This is a genomic window from Paenibacillus suaedae, from assembly GCF_032337355.1.
Taxonomy (GTDB): Bacteria; Bacillota; Bacilli; order Paenibacillales; family Paenibacillaceae; genus Paenibacillus_B; species Paenibacillus_B suaedae.
In genome coordinates this window covers 696,146-712,250 of record NZ_JAVYAA010000001.1, presented here as the reverse complement: position 1 = coordinate 712,250, position 16,105 = coordinate 696,146, and the positions used below count along the sequence as shown (strand labels likewise).

Below are 16,105 nucleotides of genomic sequence, written 5' to 3'. Positions count from 1 at the left end.
GTCGAAGAGAAACGAGTAAAAAGTTATACTTTTTGGGAATCGAATCATTTACTTTTAGACAATTATACTCTTGTAGTCATATTTAATATACGCTTATGGTCATAATATGTCAAGGGGGATTTAGAAAATGTTACGAATTAAAATCAAACTCAAAGAAGTTATGAAAGAAAAGGGAATCACGCAGACAGAACTAGCTCAACTATCAGGTGTTGCGCAAGCTAGAATTTCAAAGCTATGTAGTACAAAAAGACAAGAGGTAAATTTGGAGATGTTAGAAAAGATCGCTTATGCTTTGGACATCAAAGATATATCCCTAATATTGCAATTCGAAGAAGAAGCTGAAGAATAAACGCCTTTAAACTTAAAATAGACGTTTAAAAAACGCTATGATATCATATAAATAATAAGAGTCGTGCTGGAACACGACTCTGTACAATAGCCGCTTCAAAGGCGGTGGCTATAGGTTTACGTTAAAATAGACCGCATACCTTTTGCTGAGGGCGGTCTATTTCTTTTGGTGCAAGTATATTAGCAGCGTTACAATCAATGTTAGCAACGCCAATATCCACAGTCCGAACTGAAACATAACGGATAGTGCTTCATATACACTCACAGGCTTCACCTCCCTTCAGGGAGATTAGCCGACCGCCCATAAAGCCATTCTATTGTATGGCAAGTATATCCTATTTTTCTCACTTTCGTAAACTATTAAAAACATTGCAGCGCGGTACTCAACATGTCTGATTGAAAAGTGGAGCCTTCCGGCTCCAATGGTTTATTGTTCATGTTGACGCGCGTCCTACTCATGCATTTCCTCGATGTCTTCACGGACGATCGAACCCTGGGGTTCTCTTCCCATCCAACTTTCTGTTCCAAATAAAAAAGCGTCTCTCGGCGCACTTTTTTTAATTTGGAGCGGGTGATGGGAATACTCCGGCTACTTCTGCCACACTTCCGTGGTGGCTCTCGTTATGCCGGACGCTCGCGCTGATTCGTATTTCACAGTAGCATTGCAGCGCGGTACTCAACATGTCTGATTGAAAAGTGGAGCCTTCCGGCTCCAGTGGTTTATTGTTCATGTTGACGCTCGTCCTACTCCTGTATTTCCTCGATGTCTTTACGGACGGTCGAACCCTTGGGGTTCTCTTCCCAGCCTTTCTACGCTCCATAACAAAAAAAGCGCCCTTCGGCGCATTTCATTTGTTATGGAGCGGGTGATGGGAATACTCCGGCCACTTCTGCCACACTTCTGTGGTGGCTCTCGTTATGCCGGACGCTCGTCCTACTCCTGTATTTCCTCGATGTCTTTACGGACGGTCGAACCCTTGGGTTCGCTCCCCATCCAACTTTCCGTTCCAAATAAAAAAAGCGCCTTGCGGCGCACTTTTTTCATTTGGAGCGGGTGATGGGAATCGAACCCACGCCGGCGGCTTGGGAAGCCGCTGTTCTACCATTGAACTACACCCGCATATAAAAAACACTCGTTCCAGAATACCTGATAGGAGTGTAATAAGATGGTCGGGACGACACGATTTGAACATGCGACCTCCTGGTCCCAAACCAGGTGCTCTACCAAGCTGAGCTACGTCCCGACATATATTGCACGTCACATCAAGTGACAAGAATTAATATAGCACAGCCCACTCTGTTGCGCAATACGTTTTTCACCTTCGGAATCATAATTATTTTCGATCAATGATCCACCATCATAGGGTTCTAGTTATCTACAATGCCGTGCTTTAATGCATATCGCGTAAGCTGCACACGATTCTCCAAATGCAGCTTCTGCATAATGTTTTTTAGATGATTCTTCACGGTATGCTCAGATAGGGACAACTGTCCCGCAATGGCCCGGTTCGATTCCCCCTTCGCTACACGCTCCAAAATTTCACGTTCACGAGTCGTCAACGGAGTTGACGGTGGAATCTTGCTCTCGCCCTTCACGGAAAACTCCTGCAATAAGCGAAACGCCAGTTCCTTCGACATCGGCGCCTCATCAATGGCAATCGCACGCAAATACTCATGCCATGCGGAAGGCTGCAAATTTTTGAGCAAATAGCCCTGTGCCCCTTTTTTCAATGCCTCAAACAAGTGAGTAATATCATCCGACACCGTCACCATCACGATTTTCACATAGGGGAACTGCTCTTTGATCCGCTTGGTAGCTTCCAATCCGTCCATAACAGGCATGGAAATATCCATCAAGATCAAGTCCGGCATGACTTGATCCGTCATACGAAGTGCATCTTCTCCATTCACAGCCTCACCTACAACGACGAATGCAGGATCAATGGCTAAAATATCCCGCATTCCCTCACGCGCATGGGCATTATCGTCGGCGATTAACACCCGAAAACAATGCTGCTTCTCCATCCTCTGTTCCGCATTCACGCTAGTTTCCTCTCCTTCCGCCAACTTCATTAACTTGCAATACGCACTACCGTCTCGTCGCCATCTCGTTCCAAAGACAAGCTCCATCCCATATTGGTCGTGCGGTCGCGTACCATCTTCAATCCATACTTCCCCTTCTGTGCAAAAGGCTCTCCTGCGAATCCGATCCCATCGTCCCGAATGTCGCAGACGAATCCTTCAGCCACAGGCTGCGCTATGATCCATACTCGTTTCGCCTCTGCATGCTTGCGCACATTCAGCAGCGCCTCGCGTACAGCCGACAACAGCGCGATTTTCTCTTTCAATGACAATTGATCTTCAGGCAGCTCCCACTTCACGTCCAGTGTCCAATCCGTATCCTTTCGAATATCCTCGATCATCGTAACGAGTTGATCCGACCAGCATACATTCATCTCTTCAGGGACAGTTTGCAAATTAGCGATGGACAGGCGCACATCATCATATACATGACGAACCGTCTGTCGGAGCTTGTCCAGCTGCTCTGGCTGCTGTTCAGTCGAAGCTGTCTCCAGCCGATCAATCTTTACCGATAGCATGAACAATGATTGTGAAATTCCATCATGCAGCTCTTGTGCCAATTTGCTCCGCTCCTCCAAGGCCGCCTTCGTCTGCTGCTCACGCTGCAGCTTCTTATTCGTATCATCCAGCAGCTTGAATAAGCGAGTCAGCAGTGTGGCCGACACGATAAAAACAATGGCAGGGGCGAGCCAATTCCCAACCTCCATGGAAACGTAAGGGAGCAGGAACGAGTGGCGCATATATTCCCATAGTCCAATTGTAATCGTAGGAATCCATAGAATCAGATGTTTAATCGTACGGTCCTTCAAGATAGTTTTCGCTCCATTCTATGTTCGGTATCATCCATGCGCATCTATTCCTATTGTAATGAAAAAAGCATGCGGTCACCAGTTCATAACCGCACGCCTATCTGTCTTACCTATTCATCATATTACGATTGCAATAATTTCGGTGCGCTCGTTGATTCTCGAATCACGATCTCCGACTCTAGACGAGCACTGATACTGCGCTTATTCGTTCCATTAATCTGCTTTATAAGCAAATCAACAGCAACTTTGCCGATTTGGTGAGCTGGCTGTCGCATCGTTGTCAACTGCGGACGCAGTTGGGAGGCGATGACTTGATCATCATAGCCGATTACAGACATATCATCTGGCACCTTGTAACCAGCCTGCCAGAGTGCATTGATGGCGCCAATCGCCGTGAAATCATCAGCCGCGAACAGCGCCGTCGGCATACAACCTGCATGCAGCCATCGCTGTACAGCATCATAGCCGGATTGAATGCAGAACTTGCCATCCTCAATTGCAAAAGGTTCGAGGCCTGCGTCACTCATTGCATCCCTGAAACCCCTTTCACGTTCAAGTGCACTTAAGAAGAACCGCGGCCCACGAATATGAGCGATTGATCGATGGCCCAAATTAATAAGATGCTTCGTTGCATCATATCCACCTTTATAATTATCCACATTCACGTTGGTCACAGAAGGCTGGATTGTCTGATTGTCAATAAGTACGAACGGGATTTTACGTTTTTTTAGTTCTACCACGTAAGGTTCCTCATGTACCGCAGATAGAATCAGCATTCCATCCACGCGATCCTCTTGGATTAAGTCCGTACCCACCCCTTGTTCCATCGGCTCTGATGCAACCGATAGTGCTAAGTAATAACCATGATCCTTTAACAGTGAGTACACCGATTGCACGATACTATCCAGAAATGAATCCTGCAAGGTAGTGACAATCATCCCTATGACACCTGTTTTCCCCTTCGCAAGGCTTCGAGCTGCTGCGTTCGGGTGGTAATCCAGCTCCTTCATCGCTTGAAGAACCTTGACCCGATTCTTCTCTCGAACCGTCTTCGCGTTATTTAGGACACGGGATACCGTCACTACAGATAAACCTGATTTCTTAGCCACATCAAATATACTGACCTTCATATCCTTCTCCCCTCATGATCGATCATTAGATATGGAAAGGCACAAATCTCTATGTAACCATCATAACTAACTTTAAAGCGTTATTCCATTAAAACTCCTGTGATATCCGCCATTTCACGCCTTTTTTAGTAAATCTTTAGCTAGGAACGGCCCTTCTTCTTACGGATTGAACTTCTTTATGAAACGAATAAAGAAAATCCCCGTATGAATAATACTAAAAGGGATTGATAATCCCCTTCAACTCTAGATAAGTGTTCAAAAGGAGCTGGCATTCATGATCGTAGTAACGACCGAACGCATTGCAAATTATGAGGTATCCGAAGTACTGGGAACGGCATTTGGCGTTGTTGTTCGAGCACGCGGTATCGGCGGGGACATTATGGCATCTTTGAAAGGTCTCGTGGGCGGTGAAGTCAAGCAGTACACTCAAATGATCGAGGATGCTCGCCGACAAGCAATGGATCGCATGATCGAGAATGCGCACGCAATGGGTGGAGACGGAATCATCATGATGCGCTTCGATAGCGGCGATGTCGGCCAGAATATGAGTGAAATTGTAGCTTACGGAACGGTTGTTAAGTTGAGAGCGGTGCATTCCTAATGGATGAGGTTGTACATTTCTTCAAAATCGCTCTTGTGGTGTACGGCCTGCCCTTGATCGGCCTTGTCATCCTGATCGTGATCGGCAAGAAATATTTCGACAAACGCTATAAGCAGTACGATAATCCATTGGATGCCATTGGGGTCTCAGGCGATTTTACGCCGACGAAAGAGATCTTTATCGATCCGAGGGATGGCTTAAAATATCAAGTGTATTACAACCCGAAGACAGGCGAACGCAAGTACGTTCGCATGCAGTAGTAGCCTATTCATATTTTATTTCTAACCTAAGAAAGACCGCTCAGCCATAGCTGGAGCGGTCTTTGTATGTTCTTATCGTGAAGGAGCTTTCACATTCCTTTACGAATTTTTCTTATGAATCGATACTTCAGGTGTCGTCATTTGATCATAGAAGTCCAAGTATTTGTCCCGATCATCAGAAGCAAGCAGCGCCATGGCGGAACGAGGATGTTCATCAAGCGTACCTGTAATCAAGTATGGAATCAGGTAACCCCATTCCCACTTATCACGCATCGGAATCATGTATTTCTCAAGGAAGCCAAGCACAGATCGAAGCTGGTATTTGCTGTTCTTCAAATGAGTCAGTAGAGCTTCTGTCGGACAGTTGCCCGCTCCACGCCCCATCCCGTATATGGAAGCATCCAGCATTTCAACCCCAAGCTCTGCAGCAACAAGCGTATTCGAGAAAGCAAGCTGCATATTATTATGGGTATGAACACCGATTCGCTTGTTCGGCAAATGCTCTTTAAATTTATTCACGAGGAAATGAATATCATTATGATCAAGGCTGCCGTAGGAATCTACGACGTATACCACATCAACGACACTCTCTTTGATCATCGAAAATGCTTCGATAAGATCATTCTCCATCACATTTGACAGCGCCATAATATTGATCGTTGTTTCATATCCGCGATCATGGAACGTACGTACCAAATCCAGCGCCTTGTCCACATCCTTGATGTAGCAAGCAACCCGGATCAAGTCCAACATACTCTCATTGCGCGGTAGAATGTCGTTCTCATCCACACGGCCGATATCTACAAGTGCGGATAGCTTCGTAGTACCCTTCTGCGGAATGACAGTACGTAAAAAATCGTCATTCAAAAATCGCCAAGGGCCTGCTTCGTCAGCGCCTTTGAGCAGTTTAGGCGAATTTTTGTAGCCGATTTCCATATAGTCGACGCCAGCATCATTCAATGATGCGTATAAGCTTTGCACGAACTCGACGCTGAAGTCCCAATTGTTTACTAGACCACCATCGCGAATTGTGCAGTCGACAATTTTGCAGTGATTCGTTTTCATTCCGCTATCTCCTTTGCCAAATGTTTTCTCTCCATTCTAATGGAAACAAACTCATAAAGCAAAGCAAAAAAGCTTCATTTTCGTGTCGTTTTCATAGATTTCGATAAATTATCTACAATTTAATCCTTTTTCTATGAAAAAAATCACATGTAATTTTTCTTCCATTGTGCTACATTCAATGTAAATCCAATTGATACCGATTATCATTATAAATAAGAACATAACGAGTTAATCATAGATTGATATTGATATGTTGAAGAAAGAAGGATTAACATGCGCCCAACTAATTGTGAGATGCTCGGACAAAATGCCTCCTTATGCGAATTGAAGCCTGGCCAGCGTGCATGTATTTGTGATTTGTCCAAAGTCCATGCATCGGTCTGCCATCGCCTGCGTGATCTGGGCATTACAGAAGGAACCCATGTAGAGCTGAAGCGTACCAGCTTGTTCGGCGGCCCGCTTACCCTAGAAGCTAACGGCCAATTGTTCGGCATTCGCCAAAACGAGGCTCGCTCTATCGGGGTGAATGGCGCATGAGTACTTGTACCACCGCACTCGTAGGCAATCCGAATACAGGTAAGACTTCCTTATTCAATGCTCTCACCCGCTCTTACGAATATGTAGGCAACTGGACTGGCGTAACGGTAGAGAAGAAGGTCGGCCACCTGCATCGCAATTCAGGCACGCTCATCGACCTTCCCGGCATCTACTCGCTGCAGCCGATGTCGCGTGACGAGAGCGTCGCTGTAAGCTACCTGCTCCACGAACGGCCAGATACGATCTTGAATGTTGTCGATGCTTCACAGCTCGAACGCAACTTATATTTAACCATACAACTACTGGAATATGGACTTCCCGTGCACATTGCGCTGAATATGAACGACGTGGCACAGGGCCGCGGCATTCACATTCATACGCAGAAGCTGTCCAAGGCACTTCATGCCCCCTTGATTCCCGTCAACGCTAGACGAAAGCAAGGAATTCACGATATTTTGCAGCATATCAATCACCCCGCCCAAGATACAGCGAGGGAAGACGGAGATCCGTTCCAACTCGACTATGGGGAAATTACGGAACTCGCTATTCAGCGTATGTCGGAGTACTTACCACCTAAAGATGGGGTACCTTCAAGATGGATTGCGCTGCAGTATCTGGAACAGAACAATACCGTTCGTGAATGGGTTCACAGCGGATTAAATCAGGAGATGAATGATAAGCTCCTGCATATATGCAATGCAGCAGAACAGCAGCTACAACAGCAGGGCATCGCGCTGCACATGGCACAGCATATTCGTGCGGTGCGCACTGCCTTTATTCGTGAGGTCTGTGCAGAAGCGATTGACAGTACGAAGGAGAAATCCGTAACCTTGACGGAGCGCATCGATGCCATTGTTACAAATCGCTGGCTAGGCATTCCGATCTTTCTCGGCATTATGTTCCTCATGTTCAAGGCGACATTCGAATGGATTGGAACTCCAACGTCGGATGCATTGGATGCCTTCTTCTCCGGACCCGTAACGGACAGCGCAGCATCCATATTGAATGCGATTGGCGTGTCACCATTTACCCATGCGCTGATCGAAGAAGGGATTATTGCTGGTGTTGGCGGCGTACTCGTATTCGTCCCGCAAATCTTCATCCTGTTCTTATTCATTTCCTTTATTGAGGATTCGGGATATATGGCTCGTGTGACCATCGTCATGGACCGGCTTATGGAAGCCGTTGGTCTGAACGGCAAGGCATTCATTCCATTTGTCATCGGCTTCGGGTGCAACGTTCCTGGCATCATGGCCGCTCGTACGATTGAGCAGCCGCGCGAACGGCTTGTCACTACTTTGCTCGTTCCACTGATGTCATGCTCTGCCCGCTTGTCCGTTTATGCCTTGTTTGCCGGTGTCTTTTTTAAGAGTCATCAAGCACTTGTCGTGCTGTCCCTCTATGTGATGGGAATTGCACTCTCCCTGCTGCTGGCCAAGCTGTTCACCAAGCGGATGATGAAGGAGGAGCAGAGCATTTTCGTTATTGAGCTGCCACCTTATCGGCTGCCACAATGGCAGACTTTGTTCCGCAGCACATGGGAGAAAGGGAAAGGATTCGTACGCAAAGCAGGTACCTTCATTCTTGGAGGCTCCGTGCTCATCTGGCTCATGACATATGCAGGACCAGGCGGATTCGGAGTTGAGATGGACGACTCCTTCCTGGCGATGATTGGCGGCGTGCTTGCCCCATTGTTCGCTCCGCTCGGCTTCGCCACATGGCAAGCGGGGGCTTCTTTAATTACCGGGTTTCTTGCCAAGGAAGTCGTTGTGTCCACGATGAATATCATTTATCACGCACCAGACACGGCTATGCTTGAATCCCAGATCGCAGGGGCATTCACCCCGTTGTCCGCGTATGCCTTTTGTGCCTTCGTGCTGCTGTATGTTCCTTGTCTTGCAACAGTGGGCATTATTAAGAAAGAAACCGCATCATGGCGCTGGACATGGTTCTCCATCGGCTATGCCCTACTTATCGCCTATGTTGTCGCACTCATCATTACGGGAGTCGGTAGACTTCTCGGATTTTCATAGAACAGGTGGTGAATCGCATGTCGTGGCCGGAAATTGGCATTGTGATGATCATATTTGCGTATGCACTGTGGATGGTTGTACGCCACGTGCGTAAATCGAAGCAAGGAGCTTGTGCTTCATGCGCATTGAACCGCTCCTGCTCATCCGGATGCTCCACACAACCACATCCAAATGCAGCTGACGCTGACTAATAGCTGTAATGACAAGAACAGTAGCCGAGATGAACCTCGTGCTACTGTTCTTTGTTGTTTACCTCTATAATTGCTGCATGCTCCTCGCTCCATGCCCAGTCCCTAATTAGGCAGCATACACCTCATGCGAAGATAGCTGTTACCATTCCTTACTCTCTACCACAACAAAAACTCCATTACTCGTACAAGCTTATCAATTCATCAACAAGCTCGCCTACATACGATACAGCTTCTCGGATCGTATTCGTATCGGACATATCCACACCGGCCAGCTTCATCAGCTCCAATGGAGGCAAGGAACCGCCTGCCTTCAGCGCCGTCAGCCAACGTTCTACTGCCGGCTGTCCTTCCTCGCGGATGCGCTTGGCTGCTGCCGTCGATGCTGTTAAACCTGCTGAATACGTATATGGATATAAAGACATGTAATAATGCGGCTGACGCATCCAAGTCAGTTCCGAACCTGGATCCATCATAACGGCATCGCCCCAGAAATCGCTCTGGACCTGCCCCTTCAGCTGCGACAGCAGATCAGCCGTAAGCGGCTCTCCCTGTGAAGCAAGCTCATATACCCTGCGCTGCATCTCACCTTCGAGCAAATGCGTTACAAAATTATGATAATACGTATTCAGCAGCTGCGTAATAATCCAGCGTCTCATCCGAGGATCATTCGACGACTGACGGAACAAGTAGTCAGCCAGCAGCATCTCGTTCATGGTGGACGGAGCCTCGATAAAATAAAGCGATGGACGTGTATTGGATATCCGCTGATGTTTATGTGCCAGCATGAAGTGCCCCGCATGGCCCAACTCATGAGCCAGAGTGAATGCTCCTCGCATGCTTCCTGTCCATGTCATCAATATGTAGGAATGGGAATCATAAATTGATGAGCAGAATGCCCCTGTTGACTTGCCTACATTATCCGCATAGTCAATCCAGCGATTTTGGATGGCATCCTGCATAATTGCCATGTACTCCGGCCCCATGACCTGCAGCGCCTCTACTACCTGCTGCGCTGCTGTCTCGAACGAAACTTCCGGATCGTATTCAGGGTCGAATGGCGCCTTCAGATCACTAAAGCGGAGTTCCTCAAGACCGAGAACACGTTTCTTGAGCTTTGCCCATTTCCGCATGTGCGGAGCCAGCTCGGCTTGAATCGTATCTAAAATAGCGTGATACATCTGCTGTGTCACTTGTTGTTTATGCAACAGCATATCGGTTACATGATCATAGCCGCGAAGCTTCGCCAGCACGACTTGCTTCTTCACTTCTGTTGCATATGAAGCTGCAACCCCGTTGCGATATGAATGCAGCGTTTCGGAAAATGACCGGAATGCTTCTCTGCGCAAGTATGTATTCGGAGACTCCACATATCGATTCTCAAATAATGCAAAAGATAGCGGGTACGTCGTACCCTCCTGATCGGTAATTGATTCGAACGACATGTCCGAAAGCTTGATCTGATTATAAATTTTGTACGGAGCTCCTAAGACGTTGTCAAGCGCTGCGAGCGTCAATTCCGTCTCGCTGCTCAGCCGATATGGCTTCTTGCTTGCAATCTGATCCAAATAGGGCTTGAATTCCAGAAGCTTAGGCTCTTCTTCATAATATGCAGGCAATGCATCGTCGCTCATGTCACTAAATTCAGACTCGAAGAAGGATAGAGCAACGGACACTTCAGCCATCATATCCTGCGCACGGCTGTTATTTCCCTGATTCACTGGATTCGTGCTGTCTTCCGTCAACCGCAAATGTGCATAACTGCCGCATAACTGTGCACGGCTCCAAATGACATCCATTGCTTCCAGACAAGCCAGCAATGTACCAGCACCCTCATGCAATTTGCCTGTGAAGCGGGTGACTGAACTCAAATCAGCTGTAATCGCTTGCAATTCCTCAAGCCATTTTGCTTCGGATTCGAATAAATCCTCCAATCTCCATGTCGCTTCCAGAGGGACTTCTGATCGTTTCATACGCGTTGCTTGCGTCGCCATTCGTCCATCGCTCCTTTTCCCAAAAGTGGTAGTTGTGCATATTGGTATTCTACTACGATTCCTCCCTCCTTGCGAATCGAGATTGATTATAAAGGCCGCCTGTTGGAGGTTCGAATTCCCTCCATTGAAAGCCCTCCACACCAGCTAATTTGCACCCTAGGGTGAAGGGCTCCTTTTCAATTCCACATCATGAAACGGTTCGGGAAGGAATCGATCCTAACTCATTCCCTATTACTAACGATTGATATATGCGGATTGCTGCAGCAGTCTCTTCAGCACTACGATGCCTTCCGCGCGCGTAGCAGTTTCATTCGGGACAAAAAAGTTTGTATTGCGCCCTTCCATAAATCCTTTGCTCACGACCGCAGCTACAGCATCCTTAGACCATGCGGCAATCTCATTCTGATCCTTAAAGGATTGGAGAATTGCCTCCGTATTCACATCGGTATCCTTTACCCCAGCAATCTCAGCAGCTCGTAGTATGAGCACACTCATCTGCTCACGCGTGAGCAGCGCATTCGGGCTGAAGTGGTTGCTGTCCGTGCCTTGAATCAGTCCCTGCTCTACCGCTGCTCCTATTGCACCTGCATACCAATCTTGCGACTGGACATCAACGAATGGCATCACACCTGCCTTCTCCTTCATGCCGAGCGCTCGCACAAGCATCGCTGTAAATTGGGCACGCGTCAACGGCTCTCCCGGCGAGAAGCGGGTATCACTCGTTCCCTTCACGACCAGCTTGGATGCCAGCAATAAGATATCTTGCTCAGCCCAGTGTCCCTGTATGTCCGTGAACATTGGCGGCTGCACTTCTGCAGTGCCGTATATCCCCGTCCCCGATAGCTTAAGCAGCACTTCCAAATCCCCTTCACGAGATTCAAATAAGGAAGGGACGAACGCGTAACTTCGTGATTTCCCATCATAATCAATTGCCGTCATTCGATTTCGATCAACTGCAGTCGCTGGAAGCTTGAATCGATATTCCGCCCGTTCCCCCTTGAACGCAATCGCCTGCACTTCTTCCCCTTCCTTCAAGACTAATCCAATTTCGATCGCAGTCCCTATCTTCTTGGAACCATCCTGCATTAATCGTTGCTGGAGTGCTCTATCCTGTTCTTGCAATAACGTCCCGATACGAATCTGAATCTCCCCAGATTTCTGATTACTGATGCCTGTCAGCGCGGACTTCATCGCGGGAAGCGGCAGCTTCAGGACACCTCGCGGCGATTCGATGAGCAAGCTGGATTGTGGAAGCTCCTCCGCCGCTTGCACCACGCCTAGCACGGGAATGCTAATTTCAAGCACATCCTGCACATTCGCAATCGAATATTTCAGAATAGGGTCAGACAATGAAGAAGCTTGTTTCTTGAACTGTTCGATCTCTTCCTGCATCGGAGCAAGATTTACCTTCGCTGCGGTCACTTGACGACCATCCCGATCTTGTCGATAAGCAATGGACAGCCTCTCTAGTTTGTTCGGTGTCGCAGGCTGCTGCGAGACAGCTCCCGAACCGCTAGATGGATTCGAACCCGTGCCGCCTGAATCGGTGCGGATGATGTCAATCGTCCGACTGTTCGTCTTATATTTATCTACAAACACAGTAATCGTTACGCTGTTCCGGCCAACTGATAGCGGGATGTTGGATTTGAAGCCGCCGCTTGCGTCAATAATCGCGGGCTTACCATTCAAAAACACCTCAGCCTTCCCTGTGCCCAGCACCTCAACCTGACCCTCCACCACTATCTCGCGGTTCGAAGTCTGCCGCCCTTCATCGTCTTGCCATCCACTAAGTACAGCTGCCCGTATCGAGTTACCCACGTCGTACGCGTTCGCCACAAGCTGGCGCAGCGTTCGCGTCCCAGAAGGATCGACGGTTGTAATGACGAATCCTCCCTGCGGAATGACACTGTTGTTCTGCTCCGGTACAGCCCAGTTCCATTGGATCGCTTGTTTACGATTAACTACATTCGTCACTTTACCGCCGGCATCTACAACAACCTCGACCCCGAATTGATTCGTGCCCGTTGAATAACCGAACGCGTCAGTCAGCACATTCACATTGCCCTCGACTCGGTTCACATTATAATAGCTCCCTTCCATGAATGAATCCGGGCTGCCTGGCAAGCTGATGCCGAGCTGATAATTCTTCACATATTCCTCATCCCGGAGGGCCGCCGAAGCAATGGGCCAGTTGATCTGGGAGGCATCGAACAACATTAGGCCATTCGTTGTAGCCAATCCTGCCTGAAATACCTCCCGCTGCACAGACGGAGTCTGCACATTGACAAGGGATATCCCCGCATACAGCGGAATCTCTCCATTGGTCACGATATTGCCAAGCGTGATGTATTTCTTCACTTCCTTACTGGTCGTCTGGTAGGCGCCGATCATTAAGAAGTCTAAGTATTCAATATAGCCCGTATCATAATATTCCGGTGTATAGACGGATTGATCAGGCAGCCCTAAGCGTGCGTCATAGCGGAAATTACGGCTCCCCCAATTGACACCGTTCAAATAATACGTTTCATACCAAGAGCCTACATAGGAGGACACTTGGATCGTCCGTCCCGTTGAGACTTCATAGGAATCAACGAGTGCCTTCACTTCGGCAAAGAAGCTCTTGATCGTCCCGGAACGGAATTCCCACCAGTCTTGAATCAATGACCCGTATACCCGGACGTTCTGCTCATATCGGTAAATATCGGCCGGCCAGTTCTGCAACTGCTTGCCCCTTGCTTGCAGGAACTGCTCGAATTTGATCCGAGTGACGTCACTGAAATCAGCCGTTTCGTTATCATATCTCCCTCGATCATGGACGACTCCATCGACATCGTAGTTTTTGATCACTTCTTCGAACGTTTTTAATTGATACGCTCTTACCTCATCATCCGAAGGATTAACGAATGCAACGAGCCCTTTTTTTGCGCTTTCCCGAAGACGTTTGATCTCCCCGTTGTTTTCTGGAACGTAGATACGCTCCTCCCAATTCAAGTGCTGATCGAGCACTGCGTATTCGTTATGGGCGATCGAACCTTCTGCAAATACATTTAGAGATGCGTGCACCTTTAAGCCAAGCGCATGGCCATGCGTAATAAATTCCTGCAGCAGGTCGAGATTCGGATTCGAGCCTGCCTTCTCCGGCGCTTGTATCTCGCTTACGTACGGTCTTCCGGTCAGATCGTTCTTCTTATAGGATACGAACCCCTCTACCCCTTTCACATCGAAGACGACTGTCGTCACGCCTAAGTCCTTTGCCTTCTTCAGGAAGGCCAGCACTTGCTCGCTGGATTGGAACTTCCGAGCATTCGCTGCCTGATCGACCCATAGAATGATGTCCTTCTCAGGTGCAAATCCCGGTCTGCTGAACACGACCATATTTCGCTTATCCTGTTCCTTTCCGTTTTTCATAACCACAATATCCACATAGTTCGTACCCCTGCCCAGCGTAACGGGAACTGAGAAGGTACCATCCGCAGCGAAAGTCTCCTGCTTCCCATGGATCAATAATGCCGTTGACTCCGGATGATCGATATTTACAATCCGCCCAGTAACCACCGTCTGGTTGTCTGTTACGGTATACATCAGCTCATTATCCAGCATCAGTCTTGCAATCGCTCCATTGCCGCTTCTCACATCCTTAACAGAGACTACCTCTCCGTTTTTGCGAAGCTTAATCTGATCCCCCGCCTTGAAATGAACCGCTAGATACCGTTTGATGAAGTTCGTCGTATAGCTGTCGTCCTGTGCCATTAATACATAACCGCCATCTGGGATTTCCAGAGTAGTTGGCCCCGTCCAGACAGGAGGCTTGCCATTAATAGAAGGATTGACGACACGAAGCACACGATTATGTTCGTCTACTTGAACAGCAACATTGTATTGAGGAACGACAAGCGAGGAGCCATAATCACGTGTAAATAAGGCAACTACATTTCCGTGTGCGGCGATGTCTTCGTCTACAGCATCAATTTTATGCCGAGGCCCTTGAATTTCGATTGTGACATCGATTGGAGCAGCCTCAACCTCGATATAGTCTGAGCCCTGCCCGGAGCGTTCATAGGTTGCGGTGATGTTGGACACTGCCAGCTCTGTATCGCCTTGCAACAAGCGCACCGTGATAAGGTTAGCACCTAAGGTCAGATACACTTGCTGCAGAAAGCTACCGTTCGCGGTAATACTCGCCTGCTTCCCACCGATGACAACCTGAATATTCTGGTTCTCTCGATAATTCGCAACATAGCCTTTGACCGCAATCATGGGTACCGTTACCGTTGAATCCGAAGGGGTAACGAGATGCAGTTCAGGCTTCAGTTCAGGCTCAGGCTTCTGATTGCGGAAATCAGCTGCCGTCAATTCCTTGCCGCCTCTCATTAATCGAATGTGATCTCCAACGCCGTAATGATGGAATAGTGGTTTTTGATAAATCGAAGAGTCCCAAGTGGTTCCACCAGAGAGCACGATATAGCCCTCCTCTGGAATAGCAATACTTATGTCGTCATCCCATGACACCGGAGGATCAGCATCAGGGCCATATACAGCTTCTACAACACTGTGACGATTGACCACGAGGGCCACATCATATTTTTTGACGAACACTTCATTGCCGTACACCGTATTCGTCACACCGGCTCCACTCGTATATAAGGCCAAGTAATCGGTTTTGTTCGCTAATGAATCCCCGGGGGAATTAATATCGCTAATTACAAGCGACTGCGTTGCATCCTGCGAGACGATGGTGACAGGGTCTGCCTCACCCGATGGAAGAAGCAGTTGTTCGATTGGGGGCAGATCCGCCTCAGCCTGCGCATAATTAGGCACGGCCTGCAGCAGCGTGGAGAAAAGGAGAATGGCAACAAGCCAGATGGACAACGGTCTCAGCAAGATGTATCTCATTACGATTACCACCTTTCAGGAGAACAATTTAGGATCTATGCGCTGATACACGCATAGCAATCACGTGTGTATGTTCACCCCCTTTTGACCTTCTCGTTACAGTAATGATTGCCTCCACATTGTAGTGGTAAAACGCTTACATCATAAGCGGTTTCGCATTACCTT

14 protein-coding genes and 2 tRNA genes are annotated in these 16,105 nt (G+C 48.1%); 6 read left to right on the top strand and 10 right to left on the bottom strand.

Annotated features, from left to right (window positions below):
- The first annotated feature begins 127 nt into the window (after positions 1 to 127).
- Positions 128 to 349, top strand: a complete 222-nt coding sequence (locus tag RQP50_RS03125) for a helix-turn-helix domain-containing protein (RefSeq protein ID WP_315743173.1) — start codon at positions 128 to 130, stop codon at positions 347 to 349.
- Between the two features lie 156 nt (positions 350 to 505).
- Here RQP50_RS03125 and RQP50_RS03120 read toward each other — a convergent pair whose 3' ends face one another.
- The 7 genes from RQP50_RS03120 to RQP50_RS03090 form a co-directional block, all read right to left on the bottom strand.
- On the bottom strand, positions 506 to 613 hold the full coding sequence (locus RQP50_RS03120) for a putative holin-like toxin (protein WP_036666840.1): 108 nt from the start codon (positions 611 to 613) through the stop codon (positions 506 to 508).
- Between the two features lie 292 nt (positions 614 to 905).
- Entirely contained in the window at positions 906 to 1,079 is a 174-nt protein-coding gene (locus tag RQP50_RS03115; protein ID WP_315743168.1) for a hypothetical protein, read from the bottom strand.
- Positions 1,080 to 1,394: 315 nt separating this feature from the next.
- A tRNA-Gly gene (locus RQP50_RS03110) sits at positions 1,395 to 1,468 on the bottom strand.
- Positions 1,469 to 1,515: 47 nt separating this feature from the next.
- A tRNA-Pro gene (locus RQP50_RS03105) sits at positions 1,516 to 1,592 on the bottom strand.
- Between the two features lie 124 nt (positions 1,593 to 1,716).
- Positions 1,717 to 2,373, bottom strand: a complete 657-nt coding sequence (locus RQP50_RS03100) for a response regulator transcription factor (protein WP_315744549.1) — start codon at positions 2,371 to 2,373, stop codon at positions 1,717 to 1,719.
- Positions 2,374 to 2,420: 47 nt separating this feature from the next.
- Positions 2,421 to 3,239 (bottom strand): sensor histidine kinase, encoded by an 819-nt coding sequence (locus RQP50_RS03095; protein ID WP_315743166.1) that lies wholly within the window; start codon positions 3,237 to 3,239, stop codon positions 2,421 to 2,423.
- Between the two features lie 122 nt (positions 3,240 to 3,361).
- Entirely contained in the window at positions 3,362 to 4,369 is a 1,008-nt protein-coding gene (locus tag RQP50_RS03090) for a LacI family DNA-binding transcriptional regulator (protein WP_315743164.1), read from the bottom strand.
- A gap of 274 nt (positions 4,370 to 4,643) precedes the next feature.
- On the opposite strand from RQP50_RS03090, the gene RQP50_RS03085 reads away from it, so the two are divergent.
- Complete coding sequence (locus RQP50_RS03085) at positions 4,644 to 4,970, top strand: YbjQ family protein (protein WP_021254534.1); 327 nt, start codon at positions 4,644 to 4,646, stop codon at positions 4,968 to 4,970.
- Complete coding sequence (locus RQP50_RS03080) at positions 4,970 to 5,230, top strand: HD family phosphohydrolase (RefSeq protein WP_072727193.1); 261 nt, start codon at positions 4,970 to 4,972, stop codon at positions 5,228 to 5,230. Before RQP50_RS03085 ends, RQP50_RS03080 begins: the two co-directional genes overlap by 1 nt.
- 99 nt (positions 5,231 to 5,329) lie before the next feature.
- Here the strand turns inward: RQP50_RS03080 and RQP50_RS03075 are convergent, their stop codons facing one another.
- Entirely contained in the window at positions 5,330 to 6,295 is a 966-nt protein-coding gene (locus RQP50_RS03075) for an aldolase catalytic domain-containing protein (RefSeq protein WP_072727194.1), read from the bottom strand.
- A gap of 273 nt (positions 6,296 to 6,568) precedes the next feature.
- Between RQP50_RS03075 and RQP50_RS03070 the strand changes: the two genes are divergently transcribed.
- The 3 genes from RQP50_RS03070 to RQP50_RS03060 are packed head-to-tail and all read left to right on the top strand — an operon-like array spanning position 6,569 to position 9,056.
- Positions 6,569 to 6,832: a FeoA family protein gene (locus RQP50_RS03070; protein ID WP_083544738.1), complete on the top strand. Its 264-nt coding sequence runs from the start codon at positions 6,569 to 6,571 to the stop codon at positions 6,830 to 6,832.
- Positions 6,829 to 8,865: a ferrous iron transport protein B gene (gene feoB, locus RQP50_RS03065; RefSeq protein ID WP_072727195.1), complete on the top strand. Its 2,037-nt coding sequence runs from the start codon at positions 6,829 to 6,831 to the stop codon at positions 8,863 to 8,865. Before RQP50_RS03070 ends, feoB begins: the two co-directional genes overlap by 4 nt.
- A gap of 17 nt (positions 8,866 to 8,882) precedes the next feature.
- A complete protein-coding gene (locus RQP50_RS03060; RefSeq protein WP_021254529.1) occupies positions 8,883 to 9,056 on the top strand; it encodes a FeoB-associated Cys-rich membrane protein in 174 nt (57 codons plus the stop codon).
- Between the two features lie 176 nt (positions 9,057 to 9,232).
- Here RQP50_RS03060 and pepF read toward each other — a convergent pair whose 3' ends face one another.
- A complete protein-coding gene (pepF, locus tag RQP50_RS03055) occupies positions 9,233 to 11,047 on the bottom strand; it encodes an oligoendopeptidase F (RefSeq protein WP_315743155.1) in 1,815 nt (604 codons plus the stop codon).
- Positions 11,048 to 11,281: 234 nt separating this feature from the next.
- Positions 11,282 to 15,940 carry an S-layer homology domain-containing protein gene (locus RQP50_RS03050; RefSeq protein ID WP_315743153.1) on the bottom strand — a complete coding sequence of 1,553 codons (4,659 nt, stop codon included), beginning with the start codon at positions 15,938 to 15,940 and terminating at the stop codon, positions 11,282 to 11,284.
- Positions 15,941 to 16,105: the final 165 nt, after the last annotated feature.